The organism is Sorangium sp. So ce406 (assembly GCF_051474675.1).
In the GTDB taxonomy this organism is placed as follows: domain Bacteria; phylum Myxococcota_A; class Polyangia; order Polyangiales; family Polyangiaceae; genus Sorangium; species Sorangium cellulosum_G.
The window spans coordinates 12,537,614-12,562,332 of the sequence record NZ_CP150340.1 but is presented as its reverse complement, the minus strand read 5'-3'; the positions used below and the strand labels follow the sequence as shown (position 1 = coordinate 12,562,332).

Here is a 24,719-nt window from a genome sequence, read left to right as displayed (position 1 = left end):
TCGAGCGCGCGATGTTTGCGCGCTGTACCTGAACGCGAGTCCAGAAGCGATGTAGAGCGGGGTGCGGGCGCCCCAAGATCGGGTAGGCTGCGCCGCCTATGGCGACCTCTCGTTCAACGGAACCTTCTGCCCCGATCATCGTCAAGCACCCGGGGTGTCCCCAGTGGGGACTCGGATACCTCGTCGAGGAGCGCGACGAAAAGCGCTTCTACGACTTCGAGGACGGCCACAATCACTCGATCGCCAAGGCTTTCTGGTCGAAGCTCGAGCCGGTGCAGCTCGGCGACGACGAGGCGAACGCGCTCGAGGCGCGGATCCGCGGGCTCCGTGATCGGCCCTCCGCCGCCGCCAAGAAGCAGCGCGCCCGCGTGGTCGCGCCGCCGGTCACGAGCTTCGACGAGCAGGTCGCGAGCTTCGAGTCGCAGTTCGAGGGCGGGTTCGGGGGCCCGCATTTCATCGCCGAGGAGCGCGGCGCCGCGGGCGGCGAGGCGGCGAACGGCGGGGCGAAGAAGAAGAGCAAGGCCTACAAGCAGAGCGCCATCGAGACGGCGCGCGCGCTGCTCGGCAAGGGCGAGCTCGAGGCGCTGCTCGCGGCGGGCAACCTCGCCGACTTCATGGAGCGCATCCACAAGGTCCACAAGGCCGCGACCGGCCTCCTGCACCCGCTCGGCGATCTCATCCCCTTCAACAAGATGCCGGCCGAGCACCACCGCGCCTACGCCGAGGCGGTCGTCGATCTCCTCCACGGCGGCGGCGACTACGCCGCGCGCTTCGACCGGCTGGCCGGCGTGCTCGCTGCGGCCAAGGTCGCCACGTGGCCGCTCGCGACGATCCTGAGCGCGCTCGTCTACCCGGAGGAGCACGTGTTCGTGAAGCCGTCCTTCTTCGAGAAGCAGGCCGTCGTGCTCGGCTTCAACCTCGCCTACGACCGCGTGCCGAGCGCCGAGGGTTATGCCCGGATGCAATCGCTCGCGCGCGACCTCGAGCGACGCCTGCGCGAGCGCAGCCTCGCCCCGCGCGATCTGATGGACGTCTACGCGTTCCTCTGGCGCACGATCTCTCCGCCCAAGCCGTCCGCCAAGTCCTGACCGCCAGCGTCGAGCCGCCCTGCGCCGTGCCGCGCGGGGCGGCGGTCGACGGCCCTCGACGCGCGGCCGCGGCCCGCTTATGCGACGCCTCGAGGAGGTGTCGCGTGAAGGCAGCCGTGCTCGAAGCCGTCAAGAAGATCGCCGTCCGCAACGACGTCGTCCCGCCGCAGATCGGCCCGCGCGACGTCCTCGTCCGCGCGAAGGCCTGCGGCATCTGCGGGACGGACGTGCACATCTGGGAGGGCGATTTCTTCCCCACCTTCCCGCTCATCCCCGGGCACGAGGTCGCCGGCGAGGTGGCCGAGGTGGGCGCCGAGGTCACGGACCTGAAGCCGGGCGACCGGGTCATGGTCGACCCGACGGTGACCTGCGAAGAGTGTCATTTCTGCATGATCAACCGGCAGAACCACTGTCTGAAGTGGAATGCCGTCGGCGTCACCCGCGACGGCGGCTTCGCCGAGCTCGTCCGGGTGCCCGCGAAGAACTGTTATCGCTTCGAGCGCGTCTCGTTCAGCGAGGCGGCGTTCTGCGAGCCGCTCGCGTGCGTCGTGTTCGGCCAGGATCGCGCGCGCATCGAGATCGGCTCGGAGGTGCTGGTGATCGGCGCCGGCCCGATCGGCCAGCTCCACCTCCAGGCGAGCCGCGCAAACGGCGCCGCGGCGGTCACGGTGGTCGACGTCGTCGAGTCGAAGCTCGACCTCGCCCGCCAGCACGGCGCGACCGAGGTGGTCGTCGCCGACAACGCGGTCCAGGCGAAGCTCAGGAAGATCGCGCCCTACGGCTTCGACGTCGTCATCGACGCGACGGGCATCGCCCGGGTGCTCGGCGACTCGCTGCAGTACGTCAAGAACGGCGGCCGGTACCTCGTCTTCGGCGTGTGCGGCCCGCACGACAAGATCGAGATCTCGCCGTTCGAGATCTACCGGCGCGATCTCGAGATCATCGGCAGCTTCGCGATCCGCAGGACGTACGACCGCGCCTTCAAGCTGATGGAGCGCGGGGCGGTCGACGTAAAGAAGCTCCTCTCCGAGGCGATGCCGGTCGAGGAGCTCCCGCGCGGGCTGGAGATGATGAAGAAGGGCACCGCGCCGATGAAGCTCCAGGTCGTGTTCTAATCGCTCACCCTTTCTTTACGAAAAAGGACGCTCTCCATGGCCATCGTGATCGGAATCGACGTTGGGACCAGCGGCCTCAAGGCCATCGCAGTTGAGACGGAGCGCGGCGCGGCGGTCGCGTCGGCGCACCGCGAGTACCCGCTCTCCACCCCGCACGCCGGGTGGGCCGAGCAGGATCCCGAGGACTTCGCCGCGGCGGCGCTGAGCGCCCTCGGCGAGCTCGCCCGCGCGCTCGGCCCGCGCCGGGACGAGGTGCGCGCGATCGGGCTCACCGGGCAGATGCACTCGGCGGTCTTGCTGGACGAGGCGCAGGCCGTGATCCGGCCGGCGATCCTGTGGTGCGACACGCGCACCACGGCCGAGTGCGACGCGATCCGCGCGAACCCGAAGGTCGGCGACGCGGGCCTCGCGCGCCTCGTCGGCAACCGCGCGCTCGAGGGGTTCACGCTGCCGAAGCTGCTCTGGCTGCGGGAGCACGAGCCCGAGGCGTTCGCCCGCGTGCGCGCGGTGCTGATGCCGAAGGATTTCGTGGGCTTGCGGCTGACGGGCGAGCTCGGGACGGACGACAGCGACGCGAGCGGCACGCTGGCGTTCTCGCCGGGCGATCGCGCCTTCAGCGCCGAGCTGCTCGCGGCGGTCGGCGTCCCGCGCGGGATCTTCCCGCGGTCGGCGCCGTCGAACGCGCCGCTCGGCCAGCTCACGTCCGAGGTCGCGTCGGCGACGGGCCTGCCCGCGGGCACGCTGGTCGTGCGCGGCGCGGCGGACAACGCGGCGGGCGCGGTGGGGCTCGGCATCGTGCGCCCTGGCCGCGCGATGGCGTCGGTCGGCACGAGCGGCGTCATCCTCGCGCACACCGACTCGTGGATCGTGGAGCCCGAGATGCGGCTGCACAGCTTCTGCCACGCGGTCCCGGGCCGCTTCTACCTGATGGGCGTGATGCTCGCCGCCGGCGGCGCGCTCCGCTGGTACCGCGACGTCCTCTGTGACGGGGAGCGCATGGGGGCGGAGCTCCGCAAGGTCGATCCGTACGAGATCATCTCCGACACGGCGTCGACGGCGCGCCCGGGCGCCGGCGGGGTCGTCTTCCTGCCGTACCTGATGGGCGAGCGCACGCCGCACAACGACGCGGCGGCGCGCGGCGCGTTCGTCGGGCTGAGCGCCCGCACGACGAAGGCCGACGTCTCGCGGGCGGTGCTCGAGGGCATCACGTTCGGGCTGGCGGACTCGCTGGGCCTGATGCGCGGCGTGGGTCAGACGAACGGCGCGGCGCCGGTGACGATCGACGAGATCCGGCTGACCGGCGGCGGGGCGCGCAGCCCGTTCTGGCGGCAGCTCATGGCGGACGTCTTCGAGGCGCCGGTGGCGATCACGACGTCGACCGAGGGTCCGGCGTACGGCGCGGCGCTGCTCGGCGCGGCGGGCGCCGGGCTGTTCTCGTCGGTCGAGGAGGCGGCGGACGCGTTCGTGCACGTCGTCTCGCGCGTCGCGCCGGACCAGGCGCGCTCGGCGCGGTACCGCGAGATCCACGCGGTGTACCAGGGGCTCTACAGCGACCTGCGCGAGCGGTTCCGGCAGCTCGGGAAGCTGGCGTGAGATAGAGAGAATCGAACCACAGAGGCACAGAGGGCACAGAGGAGAGAGAAGAAGAAAGAGTCATTATCTCTCTTTCTTTTCTCCCCTCTGTGCCCTCTGTGCCTCTGTGGTTCGTTCTCTCCTTCTCGTGTAACTCGCCTACGCCGCCCGCACCCACCCCCGCGGCGTCTCCTCGAAATGCTCCGGGGCCGCGATCCCGAAGGCGCTGCCCTCCGGCTGCCAGTAATTGCGCTCGATATGGATCTTCTTCCCGTCGATGCGGATCACGTTGAACGCGTTCTGCTCCCCGCGGCCGCGCGTCGATGTCGCCGTGCCAGCCTGGATGATCAGCGAGGAGTGGCCGCCGGCCTCGAAGCGCTCCGCGGAGTGGCCGGTGTGGCTGAGGTGCAGGTGGCCTGACATGATGATGTCGACGCCGCAGCCGGCGATGGCGGCCATCGCCTGCTTCGCGCGACCGACGATGTCGTGGGGCGAGTTCGCGGGCAGATCGAACGGGTGATGCGTGACCACCACCTTCGTGACCTCGGGCCCCAGGTCGCACATCCTCTCCTTGATGCCCTGGATCTGGCGCGCGTTGATGCGCCCGTCCTTGATCGTCAGCGAGCGCGCGGTGTTGATGCCGAGGATCGCGATCTCTGTGTCCACGTGGAACGGCGAGAGATCGTCCGTGATGTGGCTCCGGTATCTGTCGAGCGGGCGAAAGAACCGGTCGAACAGGTTGTAGAGCGGGACATCGTGGTTCCCGGGCACCACGATCTGCGGCGTCGGCAGGTCGTCGAGGAAGGCGCGGGCCTCGGCGAACTCCGCGCTGCGCGCCCGCTGCGTCAGGTCGCCAGAGATCACGACCACGTGGGGCTCGATCCCCCATATCCTGTCGATCAGCGGGCGCAGAATGGCCTTGTCCACGCGTCCGAAGTGCAGATCCGACAGGTGCACGAGGGTGCGCATGATGATCATCCCCCCAGCGCGGCGAGACGCCCGGGTTGGTCCTCCTGCCGCCGCGATCCCGCGCTGATGTCCGACGACAGGGGGACGAGGACGCGCAGCGCTGACGGCCTCGTGCGGTAGACGAGCGGCGGCGTCATCCGGAGAATCTCGCCGTCCGCGGCCACGTGGAGCGTCCGGCAAGGCGCCTCCACGCGCAGCTCCGTCGTGCGCATGATACTGAAATCATTCGCCTTCTGGATGCGCCCGGCGAAGGCGCTGGCGATCAGCTTGAGCATCGCCAGGCGGCTCTCCGCGCGCGCCACGCACACGCCGAGCTCGCCCCGGTGCGGCGGGCGCTGGCGGGCGAGGTCGAGATCACCGAGCTTGAAATCGCTGTTGGCGACGAACACGAACGGCGTGTCGAGCTCGAGCTCCTGCCCATCCAGCAGGAGCCGGAGCCGAGCCCCCTTGTGGCGCCGGATCCCGGAGACGGTCGCCAGCGCGAAGGCGAGCCACTTGTTGATCCCCCTCCGCTTCCGGAGCGCCTCGCGATCGCGCACGATGCTCGGATAGATGCCCAGGGTCGAGTTGTTCACGAAGACCCGACCGTTGACCTCGCCCAGATCGACCTGGACGCGCCGGCCCTCCACCAGGGTGCGCACCGCGCCCTCCAGGTCGAGCGGCACACCCAGGTACTTGGCGAAATGGTTCACCGTGCCGAGCGGCAGGACGCCCATCGTCTTGTCGGTCTCCGCGATCGCCGCGGCGACCGTGCTCATCGTGCCATCACCCCCGCCCGCCACGACGAGATCATAGGGCCCCCGCGCCGCGCGCCGGGCGAGCTCCCCCATGTGCCGACCCTTCTCGGCGCACAGCAGATCCGCGGCGAGGCCGCTCTCGTTCAGGAGCTCCCCGAGCCGCGCGCGCTGCTCCGCCGCGCGGTTCGACCGAGAAGAGCAGTTCAGGAGGACAGCCACGGATCGTTGTGTCACCGTCGAGTTTCCAGCAGAGAGCGAGGGCTCGTGTTCACCGGACGGCGACGAGGCAGCTCACGCGCCCCGCGCCGTCCCGACGAGCAAAGCAAGCCGCGCGCCCGGCCTCTCCGCTGCTTGCGGTGCCCCCCGGCGAGGCGCGCTTTCACGGACCGTCTCCGCGGGAACCACCCCTCCGCCGAGCGCCTCGCGCCCCCCGGCGGAGCCGGCAGCCCCGCCGGCGGAGCGGCCGCCCGGCAGGCGGCGCCGCTCCAGGCTGCCTCACGCAGCCCGGGGCGTGGCGGATTGTCACGCTGCCGCGCGAAGCGCGCTTTCGCCGCGCCTCAGCGCGCGCTGCCCGTGGCGTCCGACTCGTGGCGAGGCCAGGTGAAGAAGAACGTGGCGCCAGCGCCCTTCTCGGACTCGACCCACGCGTGTCCGCCCTTGCTGAGCACGATCTTCTGGACGATCGAGAGCCCGATGCCCGTCCCCTCGACGTTGTCGCGCGGGTTCAGGGTCTGGAATATCTCCCACACTTTCTGGTGGTACTGCGGGGCGATCCCGGGCCCGTTGTCCTTCACCGCGAACTCCCAGAGATCGCCCAGGTCCCGCCCCCGCACCTCGACGCGCGCGTCGGGGCGGTCGGCGTACTTCAGCGCATTGCCGATCAGGTTCAGAAAGACCTGCTCGAGCGGCACCCGCTCGGTGAAGAGCGTCGGCATGCCCGCCGCGACCTCGATCGAGGCGCCCTCGGGGATCGTGAGCAGCGCGAGGACCTCGTCGAGCAGCCTCCGGACCTCCACCGTCTCCGGCTTGTCGCGGGCGCGCCCGGCGCGCGAGTAGCGCAGGATACCTTCGATGAGCGCCTCCAGCCGGACCACGCGCGAGCGCAGCAGCACGATGTGCTGGCGCGTCTCCGGCGTCACCGTGTCCACGAGGTCGTCCTCGATCCACTGCGAGAGGTTCGCGATGGCGCGCAGCGGCGCCTTCAGATCGTGGCTCGCCACGTAGGCGAAGCGATCGAGCTCCTGGTTGCTCCGCTCGAGCGCCTGGATGAGGTGCTGCGCCTTGCGGAACAGGTGCGCGTTATCCATGGCGATGGCGGCCTGGGCGGCGAGGCCGACCACCAGCTTCTCCGCCCGCTCGGTGAAGACGCCGGGCGCGGGGTGCCCGAAGAACAGCCCGCCGATGACGCTCCCGGAGCGCGAGATCACCGGCACCGCGAGGTAGCTGACGACCGGCAGGTGGCCTCTCGGCATGCCGTGGTGAGGCGCGTTGTTCCCGTAGCGCGGATCCCGCGTCACGTCGTCGAGGCGCACGACGCCCTCCCCGTTGAAGGTCGGCGCGAACACGTCGGTGTTGCGCGGCATCGGGAACCCGGAGAAGTGGTCGCGGGACACGCCCGAGATGGTGTAGAGCGTGTAACTCTTCCCCTCCGCGTTCGTGACGTTGTAGAAGAACGCGCCGAACTGGGCGCCGCTCAGCCGGGTGGCCGCGTCGGTCACCGCCTGCACGAGCTTCTCCAGGTCGAGCTCCGCGGCGAGCAGCTTGCCCGCTCGATTGAGCAGCTCGAGCGTCTCCCCCTCTTCCTGGAGCTTCGTCTCCGTCTGCTTGCGCTCGGTGATGTCGAGCACGATCGCCCCCACGGCAACGATCTGCCCCTCCTTCGAGCGCACGGGGGCGTAGTTGACGATCCACGCGCGCGGCCGGTCCGACGCCCGCGTCCTCCCCGTCACCTCGGCGGAGAGCGCCTCGCCGGTCTCCAGGACGCGCCGGAGCGGGGCCACGATCGCGTCCCCCATCTCCGGGAGCAGCTCGGGGATGGTCTTGCCGAGGTGCGCCTCCAGCGGGATCCCGTTGATATCCGCCAGCGCCTGGTTGAGCCGCACCACGCGCAGGTCGCGGTCGATCACCCCGAGCCCCGCGGTCGTGGCCTGGAAGAAGGCGTCGAGCAGCGCGCAGTCCTCGTGGGAGCCGTGGGGGCCGTGCTCGCCCAGCGCGCCGCCCGCCCCCCCGCCCTGCCGCGGCGCGTCCCCCGCGTGCGCCGCGGGCGAGGCCGCATTCAGCGGCTCAGCCATTCCCTGGTGCGCGTGTGAATCCGTGTTCTCCATCGACCTCGTGGCCACTGGATGCTCCCGCTCGAGCGTGGCGCTCGAGTGCAAAGGCGACTCGGCTGCATGTCGCCGGACGGTCTCTCCAGTTCAGCACGGAGCGAGGGGCCAGGCGAGATGAGGCGAGAAGATCCTCGGGCAACGGCAGAGCTCGGCCACTCAGAGCGAGGGGGCCGACCGCCGCTCGCGAAGCGGGATGTGCAGCTCGCGCTGGGGCACCGGGACGACGATCCCCTCGGCGTCGAGCCGCTCCTTGAAGTGGCGCGTCAGCTCGAGCCGCGTCGCGAAGAAGTCCGCGGGCAGGGTCCAGGCGCGGACGAGCAGGTGGACCTTCTCGTCCGCGAGCTCGATCACGTCGACCGCCGGCGCCGGCTCGGCCAGCACGCGCGGCTCGCTCGAGAGGACCTCCCGCAGCGAGCTGATCGCGCGGGCGAGGTCGGCGCCGGCGCTGACGCCGATCGTGAGGTCCATGCGCCGGCGCTGCGCCCGGGTGAAGTTCTGGATCTTCGCGGACCGTACCTTCGAGTTGGGCAGCACGATCGGCACGCCGTCGAAGCTCGTCAGCTTGGTCTGGAACACGTCGATGGCGTCGACGATCCCGGAGGTCCCGTCGACCTCGACCGCGTCGCCGACGTCGAACGGGCGGAGCACGAGGAGGACGAGCCCGGCGGCCACGTCCGACAGCGTGTCCTTGAGGGCGAGGCCGATGGTCAGGCCGGCGGCGCCGATCACCGCGAACAGGCTCTTGGTGTCGACGCCGAAGCGCTCGAGCACCGCCATCACGGTGATCGTCAGCACGGCCAGCCGGCTCACGCTGGCCAGCACCGGGACGAGGGTCACGTCGACCTGCGTCCACCGCTTGCCGAACGACCGCACGCTCCGCGCCGTCCAGGCCGCGGCCGTCCACCCGACGATCCCGATCAAGAGCGCGCTCGCGACGCCGGCCCCGTGGCTCCTGAGGAGCTCGATCGGCGTGCCCAGCGTCGGAATCTCCTGCTCCACGGTGCATCCTCCTCGACGGCCGCGCGCCGGCGCGCCCTGGGCCGGGCTCTCTCCGCGCGCGGCCGGCGGGAGTCAACCTGCGAGCGCGGTGAGGCGGCGGAGCTGCTGCGCCGCGCTCTCGAGGCCGTTCACGAGGCCCTGGAGGAGGTGGGCCACGGCGTTGTCCTTCGCCGCCCTCGTGGCGCGCGCCGGGCGGGCCGCGAACCACGCGAGCTCGCCGGCGGCCGCCTCGACGAGGGGCCGGCGCTCCGAGAGCCAGCGCGCGCACCACGCCGCGAGGAGCGTGTCGCCCTCGGCCGCGGCGACGTACTGGATCAGCGCGACGAGGTCGACGCCGTGGCGCATCCCGAGGAGGGTGCCGCGGTAGGATTTCTCGGCGTTCAGCAGGTGATCGGCGAGGTGATCGCGCAGCGCCGAGAAGACCTCGCCCACCGCGCTCCCGCCCGCGCTGACCGGCAGCCCGCGCTCGCCCATGAGCGCGGGCAGCTCCGACAGCACCGCCTCCGCGTGGGACGACACCGCCCGCAGGGCGCGCGCCGGCGGCGTATCGCCCAGCCGCTCCGCCTCCACGCGCGGATGGGTCCTCGCCGAGCGCTCCGTCTGGAACAGCTCCCGCACGAGGTTCGCCAGGAAAGCTCGCCCCTTCTGGCTCTCCTGCTGCGGTCCGGATTCGTCCTTCTCCGGGCCGCCCCCGCCGTTCGGCGCCCCGTTGCTCTGAACTTCGTGCATGGTCGTTCCCTCTCCCCCTCCGCGTGGCAAGGTCAGGACCCGCTCGCGGCGCGCTTCCGCGCTCCCTTCCTCGCCCCCGAGGTCGTCTTGCGCGAGGCCCCTGCCCCGCCGCGGCGCGCCGTGCCCTGCGCGGCGCGGGGGCGGCTGCTCGTCGTCTTGCGCGCGGTCGTCTTGCGCGCGGTCGTCTTGCGGCCGCGGGCGCCGGTCGCGGAGCTCTTCGCCGCGCTCTTCGTCGCCCTCTTCTTCGCGGCCGGGCGCTGCTCCGCGCTCGACGCGGCGCTCCGCCCGGCGGCGTTCCGCTTGCGGGTCGCCGCCGCCTTCTTCGCCGCCGCGCTCCTCGCCGCGGCCGGCCGCGCCTTGGACGCGGCGCCCCCCTTGCGGCCTCCCTTCTTCGCCGGCTCCTTGTTCACCGGCTGGCCGACCCCCGAGCCCGACTTCTTCCCTCCGCCGGTCATCTTGTTGACGGTCGCCCAGGCCCGCTTCTCGGCTTCTCCCTCGGGGACCCCTCGCTTCTCGTACCCCTCCTCGATGTGCTCGGCCTGGCGCTTCTGCTTGTCCGTGTAGCTCGATTTGTCGCCTCTCGGCATGGTGCCCTCCTTGCGAGCCTCCTCCGCCGTGCGGGTCTGCCTCTCACGCTGGAAGCTCCGGCCCGACCTGCGGTGCGAGCCCTGAGGACCATGTGAACCATGAGAAGAGAAACAGGACCGCGCCTGTGGCTCGGGTCCATCGATGGGCGGAGTCTGACGTCGGTTGTTTCAGGAGGGAGCAAGCGCAATGCCGAGTTGCGAGGGCGGCGCCGTCCCCTGACGTGAGTCCGGATTTCCCGTCTCTTGCGGCTCTACCGCCGCGCGGGCCGCGGGATCACGGGGGCGCGAGCGTGGCAATCGGCCCCGGGTGATGAGGAACGCCCCGGTTGCTTCAGGCGAGGGGCGCGGCGGGGCGAGGGCTCAGAGCGACTCGAGGTAGGCGACGAGATCGTCGATCTGCGCCGCGGTCAGGCCGGAGACGTCGCCGTGCTTGTCGCCTCCGCACTGCGGATCGAAGCGATCGCGGAGCGTCGCCGCGCAGCCGTCGTGCATGAACGGCGCGCGCCCGGCGATGCCGATCAGCGACGGCACCTGCAGGACCTCGTCTTTGCCGACGTCCTCGTTCCGGTCGTTCGTGAGCATCGGGCCGCTGTGGCAGTCCGCGCAGGCCACCTTCTTGTCGTGGAAGAGCGCCGCGCCGCGCGCCACGGCGGCCTCGTCCTCGGGCGGCGACGCCGGGAAGGCGGGCAGGCTGTCGATGTAACGGGCCATCAGGTCGAGCCGCCGGGCGCCGGGCTGCGGCCCGCCCATGCGGGAGACGAACACCTCGCTCATCAGGCCGTCGAGGTCCATCAGGTCGCCGCTCCAGTGGAGGGGCGCCGTCTGCAGGATGCCGCCGCCCATCGCCTGCGTCCGCCGCTGGCCCACGGGGTCGAAGTTCCACGTCCGTCCATCCTCGTGCCCTTCGGGGTGGCACGACGCGCACGCGGCGGCGCTCACGCCGTTCGGCGGGCGATGGAACATCTCGTGTCCGGTGTCTCGCACGGTCGCGCCCGGGAGCGCGATGGTGCGCCGGTCGAACACCTCCACGTCCTCCGGCGCGCGGATCACCTCCAGGGCCGCCGGCTCGCGGAGCTGCACGACGATGTCGCCCCGGCCGTCGATCGCCACCGCGATCGGCTGCCCGCTCAACGGCTGCGGCGTGGCCGCGGGAGCGCAGTTGCCCTCTCCGTGCGCCATGTCGTCGACGGTCGTGCTCACGACCATGTCGTTGCCGGCTGCCACCACGGCCACGCGCTTGCCGTCGGGCGCGATCGCGATGTCGACCGGGAGCGAGACGCTCGGGAGCGCGGCCGCGGGCGCGGCCGGTCCGCCGTCGGCGCCCGCCGGGTCGATCGTGCTGATCGTGCCGTGCACGATGTTCCCATCGCAGTTGGTCGCCTGGTAATAGCCGCCCGGGCTGAGGGTGACCTGCGACGACATCGCGCGCTGGTGCAGCATCACCGCGCCGCCGCCCGGGCGCGGCGCCATGCGCCAGGCCACGGACGGCGTGTAGCTCGAGGCGGAGCCCCCGAACCCTGTCGTGTTGAAGTCGGGGAGCGTGCGGCGCGCGAGGACCGCGCCGTCGGCGCCGATGACCAGCGTCTCCGCGGACTTGAAGCGGCTGACAAGGAGCCGGTCGCCTTCGACCACGACGTCGCGCAGGTCGGCGGCGGGGCGGAGCTTCCGGACGGCGGGGCCACCGGCGGCCGGGAGCGTCACGAGCTCGCCGCCGGCGCAGGCGACGTGGATGGCGTCGCGCGCGGCGTCGTAGGCGACCCCGCGGGGCGCGCGGCAGACCTCCCGGCGCTCGAGGACCGACAGCGACTCGATATCGAGGGTCACCACGGCCCCGGCGCGCCGGAGCGCCACGTGCACCCGGCCGCTCGCGTCCTCGACGAGGCGCCCTGGCTCGTCGCCGTGCTCCAGCCGGATCTCCCCCGGCGCGCCGCCGTCGAGATCCACGATCCAGACGCGATCGCGGTCGGGGTCTGCCGCCACCGCCGTGTGTCCGTCGCTGGCGATGATCAGCGTTCCACCGCTGATGGCGGGCGGCGGCACCTCGGTCACCGTGATCCGCGGATCAGGGCCGCCGACGCCGAGATCGGCCTCCCAGGGTGGCTCCCCCGGTCCGCAGGCCGTGAGAAAGGACGAGAAAACGCTCGTGGCCAGGCTCCCCACGAGGAAAAGAGAACGACAAAGTCGCTGACGCATGAGTTCCTCCGTTCGCCGCGCGCGCGAGCTCAGCAAGAAGGATTCCAGGGAGACGTCGAGTTCTGGACGGTGGCCATGCCGGCGAGCGGCGCACGGCGCCCGGCGCCGCGCGCCGGAGCCCGACGCCGCAGGACGGAGCGGGAAGGCGTGTTCTCAGGCGTGGTGCGAAGAAAGCGGCGCGCCGCGCGCGCCGGGAGCGGGCGTCGGGCCCCCGCGTCGCGGCGGCGCCGGACAGCGCGGCGGAGGCCGGAGCGCGGGGGCGGCGTCCGTCAGCGGTAGGCTCCGCGGTACCCGATCTCGTGCTCGATCTTCACCAGCTTGTTGTAGATGCCGATCACGAGCAGCGATGGCACCCACTGGCCAACGAAGTTCGCGATCTGCTTCTTGCCGGCCAGCATGAAGCCGGCCGACAGCACCATGGAGCCGATCGCCAGCCCGAGATAAGCGCCGGACGGGACCTGCGCGGTCCTCTCCTCGATCTTCGTGGTGACCTTGCCCTCTTCCTTGTGCATCATCGGTTCGGTCGTCGTCATCGTGGATCTCCTTCGGCGGCGCCTGGCCGGCGCTGCGCTTGCCGTCGCGAGCCGGTGCGACGACCGGGCCAGAACCGAGGGCGTCCGGACGGGAACAAACCGCGCAGCGACGGCCAGGCGCTCAGATCCGCGCGGTCACCGCGCGCAGGAGCTGCCGCTGCGCCGCCGCGAACACCGCGAGCACCGGCAGGCTCAGGATCACGTTCCCGGCCATGACGAGGTGCCAGCGGACCCCTGTCCCCTGCTCCCGCAGGAGGGCAATCGCGAGCGGGAGCGTGCGCACCTCATCGTCGGTGGTCATGACGAGCGGCCAGAAGTAATCGTTGTAGTGAAACACGAAGCTGAACAGGAACAGCGCCGAGAGCGTCGGCCGCAGCATCGGGCCGAGGATCAAGTAGATGATCCTGAGCTCGCCCGCCCCATCCATCCTCGCCGCCTCGATGATCTCGTCGGGGACAGAGAGCAGCGCCTGGCGCACAAGGAACGTCCCGAGCGCGCTGACCCCGAAGGGCAGGATCAGCGCCGCGAACGTGTTCACGAGGCCGACCGAGCCGAGCATCGTGAACACAGGGACGAACGTCACCTGCGCCGGGATGAGCAGGCACGAGAGCACGAGGACGAACGCGGCGCTCCGCCCGGCGAACCTGAGCTTCGCGAGGGCATAGCCGGCCGGGAGCGCCAGGGCGATCTGCAGGAGCGCGATCGCGGTCGCCATGAACACGGTGTTGGCGAAATACCGCATCACCGGCACCGCCTGGAGCACCTCGCGGTAGGCGCCGAGCTGGAACGCCTGCGGCAGCGGGTACGCCGGGGCGCGGGTGATCTCGGGCAGCGTCTTCAGCGAGGTGATCGTCATCCACGCGTACGGCCCCAGCCACACGACGGCCACCAGGACGAGCACGGCGTCCGAGACGAGGCGCCGGGCGGCCGAGCGCCCCGCGCCGCCGCTCTGCCCCGCGGTCACGACGGCCGCCTCCCCTCGCGCGGGGCGCCCGCGCGGAGCGCCCGGAGCTGCAGGACGGTCAGAAGCAGCAAAAACACGAAGAAGATCACGATCATGGCGCTCGCCCGGCCGACCCGCAGGTTCACGAAGACGTGCTCGTAGATGGCGTAGACGAACAGGGTCGTCGCCTTCACGGGCCCCCCCTGCGTCATCACGCGGACCACGTCGAACGCCTGGAAGGACAGGATGAGGCTCGTCGTCGCCACGAACGCGGCGCTCGGGCGGAGCAGCGGCCAGGTCACGTGGCGGAACCGCCGCCACGGGCCGGCCCCGTCGAGCGCCGCCGCCTCGTGCAGCGCGCGGGGGATGTCCTGCAGGCCGGCCAGGAAGATGACCATCGCATACCCGGTGATCTTCCAGACGCTCACCGCCGCCAGCGCGAGCAGCGCCGACCGCGGGTCGCCGAGCCAGCTCATCGCCGGCAGGCCGAGCCCGCGGAGCGCCGCCGAGAGCACCCCGTCGGCGTCGAGGATCCACATCCACAGCAGCGCCACCGCGACCCACGACACGACGTACGCGCTGAACACCGCGCCCCGCACGAAGGCGTAGACAGGCCCTGGCCGATCGAGCGCCACCGCGAGCGCGAGCCCCAGCGAGCCCGAGAGCGTCACCACCACGGCGCTGTAGCCGAGCGTGCGGAGGAGCGTCCCGGTGAGCTCCCCGCTCCCGGCGAGGACCTCGTAGTTCCGCAGCCCGACGTACCGCGGCGGCGTGAGCAGGTCCCACGCGTAGAGGCTGTTCTTCGCGGCGAGCAGCAGCGGGACCAGGAAGAACACGGCCAGGAAGGCCGCGGTCGGCAAGAGGAGCAGGTAGGGCGAGAGGGGGTGCTTGGGCTTCATCGCTCGCGCGCCGCGCGGACGGCCTCGGAGAGGGTCTCGGCGGCGTCGCGCGGGGCGAGCACCGCCTCTTCGAGCCGGGGCTGCACCGCCTCGCGCTGGACGCGGAACAGGTCCGGGGACCACGGCCACGGCGCGGCGTGCGCGAGCTGGTCGACGGCGACGCGGTCGTTCGGGTGCGCGGCGTAGTAGCCGCCCTGCGAGAGCGCCTCGAGGCCGCGCCGCGAGACGGGCATGTAGCCCGTGCGCGTCGCCCACGCGTTCGCCTGCGCCGGCTGCATCATCCAGCGCAGGAACGCGAACGCCGCCTCCTGCGCCGCCGGCGCCGCGCCCCGCGGCATCACGAACATCGTGCCGCCCGTGGGCACCGAGGCGCGCACGTCGCGCGGCAGCGGGGCCGCGCCGACCTCGAAGCTCCCCGCGCCCGCCTGGCCCGCGTTGTCCTCCAGGTAGCGAAGGAACGCGGTCGAGGTCCAGATCATCGCCACCCGGCCCGCCAGGAAGTCGGTGTTCGTCACCTGCCACGCGTTGTAGTCGCGCCCCGGCGGCGGCTTCATCGTGCGGTCCTCGTGCACGAGCGCCTGCCAGAACCGGAGCGCGCGCACGCCCGCCTCGCCGCCGAGCGTCGGCGCGCCGTCCGGCTCGAGGAGGTCGCCGCCGGCCTGCCCCACGAGCGCCGCCCAGAACCACCAGTCGATCGGGCACTCGAAGCCCCACCGCCGCGTGCTGCCGCCGTCGCGCACGACGAGCCGCGCCGCCGCCCGGCGCAGCTCGTCCCACGTCGACGGCGGCGACAGCCCGAGCTCGCGGAACACGCCGCGGTTGTAGTAGGCGATCGGCGTCGATCGGTTGAACGGCAGGCACACGAGCGGGCGCTCGCCGCCGCCCACGAACGTCCCCGCCTGCCCGAGCGCCTCGACCACGTCGAGGTCGCCGCCGGGGACGCCGGCGACGAACCGATCGAGCGGCTCGAGCGCGCCCGCCTCGGCCAGGTAGGGCACCACCTCGCCGACCACGTGCGTGAGCGCCGGCGCCGCGCGCGCCGCGAGCGCCGTCCGCAGCTTGGCGAGCGCCTCGAAGTAGTCGCCCTGGTACACCGCCTCGATGCGGTAGCGGCCCTGCTCGCGGTGGAACTGGTCGATGAGCGACAGGAGCACCTCGCGGTTCTTGCCCCCGTACGCGAACCACAGCGAGGCCTCGACGCGCCCGTCCGGCGACCGCCGCGCGCACCCCGGCGGCCCCGCCGCGGCCGCGGCGATCGACGCGGCGAGCGCCCGGAGCGCGTCGCGCCGCGACAAGGACGGCGCCCGGCTCACGGCGCGGCCCCCCGGCTCATGACGCGATCCGCGCGCCGGAGCCGGCGTCGAACCAGAGCACCGCGCGCGGGTCGAGCCGCGCGCGCACCGCCTCCCCCGGCGCGGGCGTCGCGAAGCCGTGCGCCCGCGCCCGCAGCCGCGTCCCCGCGGCGTCGAGGTACAGGAACGTCTCGGCCCCGAGCGGCTCCGCGACAACGACCCGCGCCGCGATCTCCACCTCGCCGCGCGCCCCCGCGTCCCCCTCCGCCACGCCCTCCGCCGCCGCCCCCAGCGCCACGCGCAGGTGCTCCGGCCGCACGCCCGCGACGACCCGGTCGGGCAGCGCCGCCCCCGGCGGGGCGGGCAGCGCGAGCGCCGCGCCCTCGTACCGCGCGCCGGAGCGCTCGAGCTCGATCAGGTTGATCGCCGGCGTGCCCAGGAAGCCGGCGACGAACACGTTCGCCGGCGCCTCGTAGATGGCGCGCGGCGGGCCGACCTGCTGGAGCTCGCCGGCGCGGAGCACCGCGATGCGGTCGCCCATGGTCATCGCCTCGACCTGGTCGTGGGTCACGTAGACCGACGTCGTGCCGAGGCGGCGCACGAGCGCCGCGAGCTCGACCCGGAGCTCGGCGCGCAGCGCGGCGTCGAGGTTCGAGAGCGGCTCGTCGAACAGGAACGCCGCCGGGGCGCGCACGATCGCGCGGCCCATGGCCACGCGCTGGCGCTCGCCGCCCGAGAGCTCGCCGGGGCGCCGGTCGAGCAGGTGGCCGATGCTGAGCAGCGCCGCCGCCTCCTCGACGCGCCGCGCCCGCGCTGCCCTGTCGACCCCGCGCATCCTGAGCGGGAAGCCCATGATGTCGCGCGCGGTCATGTGCGGGTACAGCGCGTAGCCCTGGAAGACCATGGCCACGTCGCGGTCCTCCGGCGCGACCCGGCTGACGTCGCGCCCGCCGATCGACACCGTGCCGCCGTCGGGGCTGTCGAGGCCCGCGATCAGCCGGAGCGCCGTCGACTTGCCGCAGCCGGAGGGGCCGACGAGCACGAGCAGCTCGCCGTCCTCGACCTCGAGGGAAAGGCCGGCGAGCGCGGCGCGCTCGGCGTTCGGGAAGCGGCGGGTCAGGCCGCGGAGCGAGAGGGTGGCCATGGCGGCAGCGGCGCTAACAATCGAGCAGGAGGAGCCCCGGGATCGAGCCCGCGACCGCGAGCAGCTTCGGGCTCGGGGAGACCGCGACGGGCACCCGGGCGATCCTCAGCAGGGCGGCGTCGTACGCGCTGTCGCCGAAGGCCGCAAGCACCGCCAGCTCGGGGAAGATGCGCTCGAGCGCCCGCGTCTTCCCCTCGCCGTACGTCGCCAGCGCGCCGAGCTCGGGGGCGATCCGGCCCTCGCGGACGGCCGGGGTCATGGCGGCGATCCGCTCGGGCCCGATGCCGAGCCGCGCCACCGCGCGCTCGATCACGAACCGCGGCGACGCCGACACGACGAACACCGGCGCGCCGCGCGACCGCGCCCACTCGAGGATCGGCAGCAGCGCCGGCCGGATCCGCCCCGCGTGGCCCCTCTCCTCGAGCACGCGGTCGACGAGGGCAGCGAGCTCGTCCTCGCGCCACCCCGCGAAGGCCCACGCCATCATCGCGAACGCCCGGTCCTCCGGGTATTTCTCGGCGGCGAACGCCGCGTAGAGCGCGCTCGCGATCTCGTGCGCGCCGCCCTCCGCGGCGACGCCGAACGCCTCGGCCTCGCGGCGCAGCGCCGCCTCCGCCTCGGGCCGCGCGCAGCGCCCGGCGAGGAACGCCTCGAACAGGTCGATGCCCACGTCCCCGTCCCAGAGGGTGCCGTCCGCGTCGAACGCGAGCGCCGCGCTCGCGCCGACCGCGCCGCGCTCGGCCTCGAGGCGCCGCAGGATGTCGCTCGTGGTCACGCGCGGGATGGTGGGCGCTGCGCTGCCGTCGACGTGTGCTGCTGTCATGGTCCTCCCCGGGCCGGACGTCCGGTCCGGCCGAGGACCACGCCTACTGCGGCGCGCGCGTCGCGTCACGCCTGTCAACGTCCTGTCACGCCGCGTTCCTCGGGCGGCGGCCGGGCGCCGTGAGCCGTCGCGGCGGCGCGGCGCCGGCCCGCCGCCCCGCGGCTCGCCCTCTCGGAGGCCGTCAGCCCGCCTTCTCGAACAGCGATCGGTGCAGCACGGCGACCGCGGGCGCGACGTTCGCGTCGTCGATCACCATGCACAGGTTGATGCTGCCCATCGCGTAGCTCAGCATCTCGACGTTGACGCCGGCCTGGGACATCGCCTCGAGCACCTGCGCGGCGACGCCCTTCTGACGGGGCAAGCCCTGGCCGACGATCACGAGCGTCGTCCGGTTGGGCAGGACCTCGCAGGCGCCGAAGCGCTCCAGCTCGGGCAGCGCGCGGCCGAGCTTCCCGAGGTCGTCGGTGGTCATCGAGACCGACACCTCCGACGTGGTGATCACGTCGATGACGACCTCGTGCCGCGCCAGCACCGCGAGGACCTGCGCGAGGAAGCCGACCTCGCCGAACATCCGGGTCGAGCTGATCTTGAGCACCACCTGCCGCTCGCGGTACGCGATGCTGGTCACGGCCGGGGACGCGGCGTCGGTGTTGAAGTCGATCACCGTGCCGGGGTGATCCGGCCGGTTCGTGTTGAGCACCCGCACCGGGATGCCCTTCTCCATGGCGGGCAGCAGCGTGGAGGGGTGCAGCACGCGGGAGCCGAAGAACGCGAGCTCCGCCGCCTCGTCGAAGTGCATCGTCGGGATGTTCCGGGCCGTCTTCACGACGCTCGGATCGGCGGTCATCACGCCGTCGGTGTCGCTCCAGATCTGCGCCTCCTCGGCGCCGAGCCCCGCGGCGAGCAGCGTCGCCGTCAGGTCGCTCCCGTTGCGGCCGACGGTCGTGATCTCGCCGGCCTCGTTGCGGCCGACGAACCCGGTGACGATCGGGACGACGCCCTCGGGGACCCGCTCGGCGAACATCGCCTTGGCGCGGGCGTCGAAGCCGGGCAGCGGGCGCGCGCGGCCGAAGTTCGCGTCGGTGATGAAGCCGAGGTCCCAGACGTCGTAGGCGCGCGCCTTCACGCCGCTCCGGGCGAAGAAGTCCGCGATGCAGCGCACGGCCATGCGCTCGCCGAAGCTCGCGATGTAGTCGAGGCTCCGCGGGCTGAGCTCCTTGACGAGGCTGATGCCGCGCAGGAGATCCTCGATCTCCTGGTAGAACGGCGCGAGCAGGTCGGGCGCGCAGCCGAGCGACTCGGCGACAGCGCGCTGCTTGCCGAGCGGGATGGAGGGGTCGAACCGCCCGGTGGCGGCGAGCTTGGCGGCGTTGATCAGCGCGTCGGTCATGCCCTTGTGAGCGGAGCTCACGACGACGGGGCGGCGGGCCAGGCGGGCTCGGACGATGCTGAGGACCTTCTCGATCTGCGCGCGGCTCTCGACCGAGCTGCCGCCGAACTTCATGACGATCATTGCGCGTGCCTCCATGGGCCTGCCGGCCCGGTGGGCGCCGCATGATAGTCAGGGCCGGCCGCCAGGCGAGGAGGGAAGCGCGGTGTTCGCGGCGCGCTTCCCCGGGCACCGCCATGGCGCCGATCGCCGCACATTGAACGACGCTAGGCCTCGGTCGCCAGCAGGGCCCGGAAGCTCTCGCGCTTCGTGAGCAGGAGCCAGCGCAGGTTCTTCATGAGCTTGCCTTGCTCCGACAGCGCCGCGTGGCTCAGGAGGACGAGCTCGGCGACGCTGATGCCTTCCCGCACGTCCTCCAGCGAGACCTTGACCCTGCCGTCCGCCGCCGCGCGGCAGCGGGCGAAGCGGGAGATCACGACCGTGGCCAGCGAGAGGTCGAGCACGGCCGCGAGGAGGTGCCGGGGCGCCGAGAAGATGTGCCGGCGCTGGAGCACGAGGCGCAGGTAGTCCCTGACGATCGTCCCCTCGTCCGCGCCGAGGAACCGGTCGACCGTCCTCACCCGCTGCAGCTTGAACGGCTTCGGGATGAACAGCATGTCGACGGTGCCTCGCCCGAGCATCCAGGCGACCTTGTTGCCGGCGCTGCGCAGCGCCTGGAGCTGCGTCCACGAGGCCTTTCCGACCCGGTGGGCCTCCCGGACCCGCGACGGATAGCAGAGGTTGCCGAGGAGGTGGGCGAACAGGACCCGCGCGTAGAACGAGGGCCTCTTGCGGGGCTCGAGCGGCGCGATCTCCCCGGCGCCGGCCTGCCCGAGGGCGGCCTCGATCGACGCGTCCGTCGCGCGCTCGGCGCCCTGCGGGAGGGCGCGCTCGAAGGCGGCCGTCCAGTCATAGAGCCGCGCCAAGGTCGCGGCGGGCGAGGCGCCGGTCGCGAGCTCGTCTTCCCAGCGCTTCACCGCGCGCAGGTACTGGGGCTGGGCCAGGATGACGCCGCCCAGGGTGGCGAGCGCCTTCGACATCCGCTCGGTGTCGCCCCGCTGCTCGAGCTTCGCCTTGAGCTGGAGGTCCACCGGCTTGCCGTAGTTCTCGCGGATCGACGGGCAGAGCTGGGAGAGCTGCGCGACGACGACCTCCTTCTCGTCGCGGACGAACCCGAACGGGAACGCCTGGCACGATTTGGGGATGTACTCGTGGCCGAACCGCTTCTGCATGCTGCAGAGCAGGTCGTCGTCGAGGAAGACGCACTGGAGCCGGCGGTCCTGCTCCCGCATCGGCAGCACGCCGCGCGCGATGACGAGCGCCCCCTCCTCCCCGGCGCGCTCCCGGACCCACGGCTCCTCGAGGTACCGCCTGGCCTCGTCGCTGCTGAAGCGGATGTTCCAGGGCAGCCGGCAGCAGCGAGCTGGGCAGTCGCGGCACTCGAACTTCTGATCGGGGGGAGAGGAGAGCTTCGCCGCCGGAAGCTTCGTCGCCGGAGAGCGCTTCGTCTTCGTCGCCATGGGGCGGCGGACGATACAACGCGCCGGCGGGCTGCGCTTGGCCGCGCCGCCGCCACCTCCGCCACGCTCGCGCCGCCGCCCGCTGGGTTCGCTGTGTCAAACAGCCCCACCCCGTCCGGGAGAAGCGGGCCGCGGGGCTCAGCCGTGGCAGAAGGCGACAGGCGAGCGGGCGCGGGCAGAACGCGGACGGACGCGGACAAAAAGACAGCGCCGCCGGGGCCTCAGGGGGGCGAAGGCCACGCCGGCGGCGCTGACGTCCTATGAAGCACTCAGCGTGCCATCCGGCGCGCCCTGAGAACGACGCAGGAATGGCGACATTGCGTCGGGAACGTCCCTCTCAGGTTTCGATTCTGAAACGCCAGGGTCGCAGCATTGAACGATCGTAAAATCTCTTTGCTTACCACCACATTTCGTCATGGACGCAACCAGTACAGCCAAAACCGTCTTTTTCTCGTGTTGTGGCACGACCTGGCGTGCTCCGTGCTACGAGCGCTGTACCTCTACTAAGGAGAAACAAGATGCGACTTGGTCTTCCCCTGTCAGCAATGACAGCGATGTGTCTGGCGCTCGCTGCGTGCGGTGACGATGATCCGGCGCCGCAAGGGACGTCGACCGGCACCGGCGGCGAGGGCGGTGACGGCGGCCAGGGCGGCCAGGGCGCTGAGGGCGGCGAGGGCGGCCAGGGCGGCGACGGCGGCCAGGGCGGCGAGGCGGAGGCGAGGGCGGACGGCGAGCCCTGCACGACGAACGACGAGTGCCTCGGCGGGCTCTGCTTGACGGAGGAGCTGTTCGGCTGGGCGGCCGGCTACTGCTCCGGGCTCTGCGACCCCGACCTCCTGCCGTGCGAGGGTGGGTCCGAGTGCCTGAACCAGGGCAGCTACTCGCTCTGCCTCAAGACCTGTGCAGAGGCCGGCGACTGCGTGGGAGCGGGGCAGGCCTGCGTCGACGCGACGGGGGAAGGCGCGCTGATGTGCATCGGCGGCTGCGACGCCGACGATCAGTGTCAGGGCGCCTGCAACGACGATCTCGGGTACTGCGTCGCGTCCGGCGAGGTCTGCGACAACGGCGCGGACGACGACGCGGACGGCCTGCAGGACTGCGAGGAGCGCGACTGCGCCGCGCGGGGAGCGTGCGCCACGAGCATCGCCGCGGCCTGCACGGGCGCGACCGACGTGTCCGAGGGAGGGACGTTCTCCGGCACGACGGAGGGCGGCACCAACCTGTTCGGCGCGCTGTGCGAGACGTTCGGCGGCACGTACGCCGCCGGCGTCGGCAGGAACGAGCGGGTCTTCCAGTTTGTCGCGCCGGGCAAGGGCATCGTCCAGATCGCCGCGCGGGCGACCGAGGGCGACTTCGACTGGTACGTTCGGACCAGCTGCGACGACGCGGCGACGCTGCTCGGCTGTCTGCCCGCCTATGCCGCGGACGACGCGCCCGTGGAGCTCCCCGTCGAGGAGGGCGACACCTACTTCCTCTACATCGAGGGCACGGAAGACGCGGAAGCGGCGTATGCGCTCGACGTGTCCTTCGCGGCGCAGATCTGCGGCGACGGGAGGCGCGTCGGCACGGAGGAGTGCGACGACGGCAACACCGCGGATGACGACGTGTGCTCGAACGCGTGCGTGGTGAACACGGAGGCCGCGTGCGCGGCCGCGGTGCCGATCACCGCGGAGACCACGGAGGGGGACGCGTCCGAGGGCACGCAAGGCTTCACGGGGTCGTGCGGCGGCGCCGGCGGTGAGATCGTGTACCGGTACACCCCTGCTGCGAGCGGCGAGGTGACGATCACCGCCACGCCGGTCGGCGCGGCCGACGTCGTCCTCCACGCGCGGACCGACTGCGCGGACCGGGACAGCGAGCTCGCGTGCGCGGATGACCCGCTCGACGCCGAGGTCGCCGAGTCGATCACGCTGACGGTGACCGAGGCAACGCCGATCGACATCTTCGTCGACAGCTACGACAGCGGCTCCTCGGGGGCGTTCACGCTGACGATCACCCCGGCGGAGTGACCTGCTGCTTTCACTGCGGCGGCGGCGGAGGCGAGCCCCCCCCGGCGGGCGGCGCGTCGGGCACGCGCACGTCCATCGTGGCGACCTCGCCCGGCTTCACCTGCACGCCGGCGTTGGCGATGGTGGACTCGACGCTGATCACGTAGAGCCCGGGCGAGATCGCGGACACGCGGTACGAGCCGTCCTCCGCGGTGACCAGGGAGTACAGGCCGATCGAGTTGTCGTCGGCGAACGGCGTGGCCAGCGTGAGGCGAACTCCCGGGAGCGGCTGCCCGCCCGCCGTGACGCGGCCGCGGATCTCGCCCGTGCCCCCGGGCGGCAGGGAGACGTTCTGCTCGGTCTCCTTTCCCTCCTCGACCTCGAGATCGACGAGCCTCATCCGCTCTCCGTGCTGCGCCATCATGCGGATCGGGCCAGACGGGATCTGGTCGAAGCGATAGCGCCCCTCCGCGTCGCTGGTCGTGTTCACGAAGCCGATCCGCCGCTGCAGCAGCGTGAGCCGGACGCCGGCGAGCGGCGCCCCGTCGGATCCTCGCGCCACGCCGGCGATGCTGCCGCCGGGCGACATCACGAGCTTCACCGGCGGGAGGTTGTCGCAGCCCGCGACATCGACGTTGACCGTGCTGACGGCGTTCGCGCCGTCGTAGCCGCGCACGGCGATCGTGCCCTTCGGCACGTTGGGCAGGGAGAACGAGCCGTCGTCCTCGCTCTGCGCCTGGGCGGCGGCCTCCAGGGCGACATTGCTCATCTGGCCGGCGGCGAGCAGCGACTCCGCGTCGACGAACACCCCGGGCAGCGGCGCGCCCGACGGGTCCACGGCGCGCCCGGTCAGGGTGCACCCCTCGGGGACGGTCAGATCCACCTTCTCGACGTCCCCGGGCCGCACCCTGACGAACGGCGAGAACGCCGGCGCGTGATCCGCCGTCGTCGCCCTCACGATGACGGGCCACGACGGGAGCTGGGCGACGCGGTAGGAGCCGTCCGGGCTCTCGAACACGCGGGAGAACAGGGGCGGCGGCGCGGGGTCGTCCTCCGTCACCGGCGAGAGCACGTCGATGGAGAACCGCCGCACGGGCTCGCCGCGCTCGTCGAGCACGCGCCCCTCGATGGCGCCGCTCTTCGGGAGCACCAGGCTCACCGTCTGGCCGCTGTGCGCCGTCGTCGACGTGGTCCCGTATCCCTCGACGTTCGCGCTGAGCTGGTAGGTCCCGTCGGGGAGCGTGAGCTCGAACCGCCCGGCCTCGTCGCTCTTCGCGGTGCCCGCGGTCGTCAGCACGTTGCCGGCGACCTCGAAGGCGGACGCGACGACCGTCGCGCCCGCGAGGGTGCTGCCGTCGGTCGCGTACACGCGGCCGCTGATCGTGGGGCGCGCCTCGGGCGGCGCCTCGTGGGCGCCGCGGAGGAGCGCCCGGTTGCGGTAGCGGGCGCGCTTCTCCGCGCCGGCGGCGACCGGGGCCTTCGCGCCGGGGGCGACCTCCTCGCGCCCCGGGCGCAGGAGGAGAAAGAGGACGACGCCGGCGAGGGCCGCCGTGAGCAGCCCGAGGGCGACCCACAAGGGCCGGCGCGGGGGTCTCCGTGTCGAGGAATCGCGTTGCATGGTTGCTCCTGCAGATGAGTTGACCTGGCCAAAGCGCTTCGGCCGGACGCTCGACGGAGAAAGAAAGAGGGGTCGCCGGCCGTCGCCAGCGACCCCTCCTCCTCCTGCGCGGCGCGCTCCGAGAGATCCGCCCCCTGTCCTGCCCGGGGCCTGCGTTGTGGGCTTCTGGACAGGGAGTCTCTCGACGATGATCCGCGCGCCGAGCGCCGCCCTA

General features: G+C 72.3%; 20 protein-coding genes. 4 read left to right on the top strand and 16 right to left on the bottom strand.

Annotated features, from left to right (window positions below; all coding sequences use genetic code 11):
* Window positions 1–98 precede the first annotated feature (98 nt).
* From WME96_RS47225 to xylB, 3 genes are all read left to right on the top strand, one after another.
* A complete protein-coding gene (locus WME96_RS47225) occupies window positions 99–1,088 on the top strand; it encodes a hypothetical protein (RefSeq protein WP_437288094.1) in 990 nt (329 codons plus the stop codon).
* A gap of 104 nt (window positions 1,089–1,192) precedes the next feature.
* Window positions 1,193–2,203 carry a zinc-dependent alcohol dehydrogenase family protein gene (locus tag WME96_RS47220; protein WP_437288093.1) on the top strand — a complete coding sequence of 337 codons (1,011 nt, stop codon included), beginning with the start codon at window positions 1,193–1,195 and terminating at the stop codon, window positions 2,201–2,203.
* 36 nt (window positions 2,204–2,239) lie between these two features.
* Window positions 2,240–3,796: a xylulokinase gene (gene xylB, locus WME96_RS47215; RefSeq protein WP_437288092.1), complete on the top strand. Its 1,557-nt coding sequence runs from the start codon at window positions 2,240–2,242 to the stop codon at window positions 3,794–3,796.
* A 138-nt stretch (window positions 3,797–3,934) separates the two neighbouring features.
* Here xylB and WME96_RS47210 read toward each other — a convergent pair whose 3' ends face one another.
* The 15 genes from WME96_RS47210 to WME96_RS47140 all read right to left on the bottom strand — a co-directional run bounded on the left by WME96_RS47210 (window position 3,935) and on the right by WME96_RS47140 (window position 20,899).
* A complete protein-coding gene (locus WME96_RS47210; RefSeq protein WP_437288091.1) occupies window positions 3,935–4,744 on the bottom strand; it encodes a metallophosphoesterase family protein in 810 nt (269 codons plus the stop codon).
* 5 nt (window positions 4,745–4,749) lie between these two features.
* Window positions 4,750–5,700 carry a diacylglycerol/lipid kinase family protein gene (locus WME96_RS47205; protein ID WP_437288090.1) on the bottom strand — a complete coding sequence of 317 codons (951 nt, stop codon included), beginning with the start codon at window positions 5,698–5,700 and terminating at the stop codon, window positions 4,750–4,752.
* Between the two features lie 338 nt (window positions 5,701–6,038).
* Window positions 6,039–7,772, bottom strand: a complete 1,734-nt coding sequence (locus tag WME96_RS47200; protein ID WP_437288089.1) for an ATP-binding protein — start codon at window positions 7,770–7,772, stop codon at window positions 6,039–6,041.
* A 192-nt stretch (window positions 7,773–7,964) separates the two neighbouring features.
* The gene (locus WME96_RS47195; RefSeq protein ID WP_437288088.1) at window positions 7,965–8,807 is read right to left on the bottom strand and encodes a mechanosensitive ion channel family protein; all 843 of its coding nucleotides are present in this window, start codon (window positions 8,805–8,807) and stop codon (window positions 7,965–7,967) included.
* A gap of 72 nt (window positions 8,808–8,879) precedes the next feature.
* On the bottom strand, window positions 8,880–9,536 hold the full coding sequence (locus WME96_RS47190) for a hypothetical protein (protein WP_437288087.1): 657 nt from the start codon (window positions 9,534–9,536) through the stop codon (window positions 8,880–8,882).
* 32 nt (window positions 9,537–9,568) lie between these two features.
* Window positions 9,569–10,123, bottom strand: a complete 555-nt coding sequence (locus tag WME96_RS47185; RefSeq protein WP_437288086.1) for a hypothetical protein — start codon at window positions 10,121–10,123, stop codon at window positions 9,569–9,571.
* 360 nt (window positions 10,124–10,483) lie between these two features.
* Window positions 10,484–12,316, bottom strand: coding sequence for a c-type cytochrome (locus WME96_RS47180; protein ID WP_437288085.1), 1,833 nt, complete (start codon window positions 12,314–12,316; stop codon window positions 10,484–10,486).
* A 269-nt stretch (window positions 12,317–12,585) separates the two neighbouring features.
* Entirely contained in the window at window positions 12,586–12,849 is a 264-nt protein-coding gene (locus tag WME96_RS47175) for a hypothetical protein (protein ID WP_437288084.1), read from the bottom strand.
* A 121-nt stretch (window positions 12,850–12,970) separates the two neighbouring features.
* Window positions 12,971–13,813 (bottom strand): carbohydrate ABC transporter permease, encoded by an 843-nt coding sequence (locus WME96_RS47170; RefSeq protein ID WP_437288083.1) that lies wholly within the window; start codon window positions 13,811–13,813, stop codon window positions 12,971–12,973.
* Window positions 13,810–14,691 carry a carbohydrate ABC transporter permease gene (locus WME96_RS47165; RefSeq protein ID WP_437288082.1) on the bottom strand — a complete coding sequence of 294 codons (882 nt, stop codon included), beginning with the start codon at window positions 14,689–14,691 and terminating at the stop codon, window positions 13,810–13,812. Before WME96_RS47165 ends, WME96_RS47170 begins: the two co-directional genes overlap by 4 nt.
* Entirely contained in the window at window positions 14,688–15,986 is a 1,299-nt protein-coding gene (locus WME96_RS47160) for an ABC transporter substrate-binding protein (protein WP_437288081.1), read from the bottom strand. The genes WME96_RS47165 and WME96_RS47160 overlap by 4 nt, the downstream gene beginning before the upstream one ends.
* Before the next feature lie 34 nt (window positions 15,987–16,020).
* On the bottom strand, window positions 16,021–17,127 hold the full coding sequence (locus WME96_RS47155) for an ABC transporter ATP-binding protein (protein WP_437288080.1): 1,107 nt from the start codon (window positions 17,125–17,127) through the stop codon (window positions 16,021–16,023).
* 13 nt (window positions 17,128–17,140) lie between these two features.
* Window positions 17,141–17,950, bottom strand: a complete 810-nt coding sequence (locus WME96_RS47150; RefSeq protein WP_437288079.1) for an HAD family hydrolase — start codon at window positions 17,948–17,950, stop codon at window positions 17,141–17,143.
* 181 nt (window positions 17,951–18,131) lie between these two features.
* Complete coding sequence (locus WME96_RS47145) at window positions 18,132–19,463, bottom strand: aspartate kinase (RefSeq protein WP_437288078.1); 1,332 nt, start codon at window positions 19,461–19,463, stop codon at window positions 18,132–18,134.
* 143 nt (window positions 19,464–19,606) lie between these two features.
* The gene (locus WME96_RS47140) at window positions 19,607–20,899 is read right to left on the bottom strand and encodes a YkgJ family cysteine cluster protein (protein ID WP_437288077.1); all 1,293 of its coding nucleotides are present in this window, start codon (window positions 20,897–20,899) and stop codon (window positions 19,607–19,609) included.
* A 545-nt stretch (window positions 20,900–21,444) separates the two neighbouring features.
* Here WME96_RS47140 and WME96_RS47135 point away from each other — a divergent pair.
* Window positions 21,445–22,908 carry a DUF4215 domain-containing protein gene (locus WME96_RS47135; RefSeq protein WP_437288076.1) on the top strand — a complete coding sequence of 488 codons (1,464 nt, stop codon included), beginning with the start codon at window positions 21,445–21,447 and terminating at the stop codon, window positions 22,906–22,908.
* Between the two features lie 10 nt (window positions 22,909–22,918).
* Here WME96_RS47135 and WME96_RS47130 read toward each other — a convergent pair whose 3' ends face one another.
* Entirely contained in the window at window positions 22,919–24,505 is a 1,587-nt protein-coding gene (locus WME96_RS47130; protein WP_437288075.1) for an MSCRAMM family protein, read from the bottom strand.
* Between the last annotated feature and the right edge of the window lie 214 nt (window positions 24,506–24,719).

Coding starts and splice junctions, on each gene's coding strand:
- WME96_RS47140 (WP_437288077.1), bottom strand. CDS start 20,899: ATGGCGACGAAGACGAAGCGCTCTCCGGCGACGAAGCTTCCGGCGGCG.
- xylB (WP_437288092.1), top strand. CDS start 2,240: ATGGCCATCGTGATCGGAATCGACGTTGGGACCAGCGGCCTCAAGGCC.
- WME96_RS47150 (WP_437288079.1), bottom strand. CDS start 17,950: ATGACAGCAGCACACGTCGACGGCAGCGCAGCGCCCACCATCCCGCGC.
- WME96_RS47175 (WP_437288084.1), bottom strand. CDS start 12,849: ATGACGACGACCGAACCGATGATGCACAAGGAAGAGGGCAAGGTCACC.
- WME96_RS47145 (WP_437288078.1), bottom strand. CDS start 19,463: ATGATCGTCATGAAGTTCGGCGGCAGCTCGGTCGAGAGCCGCGCGCAG.
- WME96_RS47185 (WP_437288086.1), bottom strand. CDS start 10,123: ATGCCGAGAGGCGACAAATCGAGCTACACGGACAAGCAGAAGCGCCAG.
- WME96_RS47225 (WP_437288094.1), top strand. CDS start 99: ATGGCGACCTCTCGTTCAACGGAACCTTCTGCCCCGATCATCGTCAAG.
- WME96_RS47155 (WP_437288080.1), bottom strand. CDS start 17,127: ATGGCCACCCTCTCGCTCCGCGGCCTGACCCGCCGCTTCCCGAACGCC.
- WME96_RS47190 (WP_437288087.1), bottom strand. CDS start 9,536: ATGCACGAAGTTCAGAGCAACGGGGCGCCGAACGGCGGGGGCGGCCCG.
- WME96_RS47130 (WP_437288075.1), bottom strand. CDS start 24,505: ATGCAACGCGATTCCTCGACACGGAGACCCCCGCGCCGGCCCTTGTGG.
- WME96_RS47200 (WP_437288089.1), bottom strand. CDS start 7,772: ATGGCTGAGCCGCTGAATGCGGCCTCGCCCGCGGCGCACGCGGGGGAC.
- WME96_RS47210 (WP_437288091.1), bottom strand. CDS start 4,744: ATGCGCACCCTCGTGCACCTGTCGGATCTGCACTTCGGACGCGTGGAC.
- WME96_RS47165 (WP_437288082.1), bottom strand. CDS start 14,691: ATGAAGCCCAAGCACCCCCTCTCGCCCTACCTGCTCCTCTTGCCGACC.
- WME96_RS47180 (WP_437288085.1), bottom strand. CDS start 12,316: ATGCGTCAGCGACTTTGTCGTTCTCTTTTCCTCGTGGGGAGCCTGGCC.
- WME96_RS47135 (WP_437288076.1), top strand. CDS start 21,445: ATGACAGCGATGTGTCTGGCGCTCGCTGCGTGCGGTGACGATGATCCG.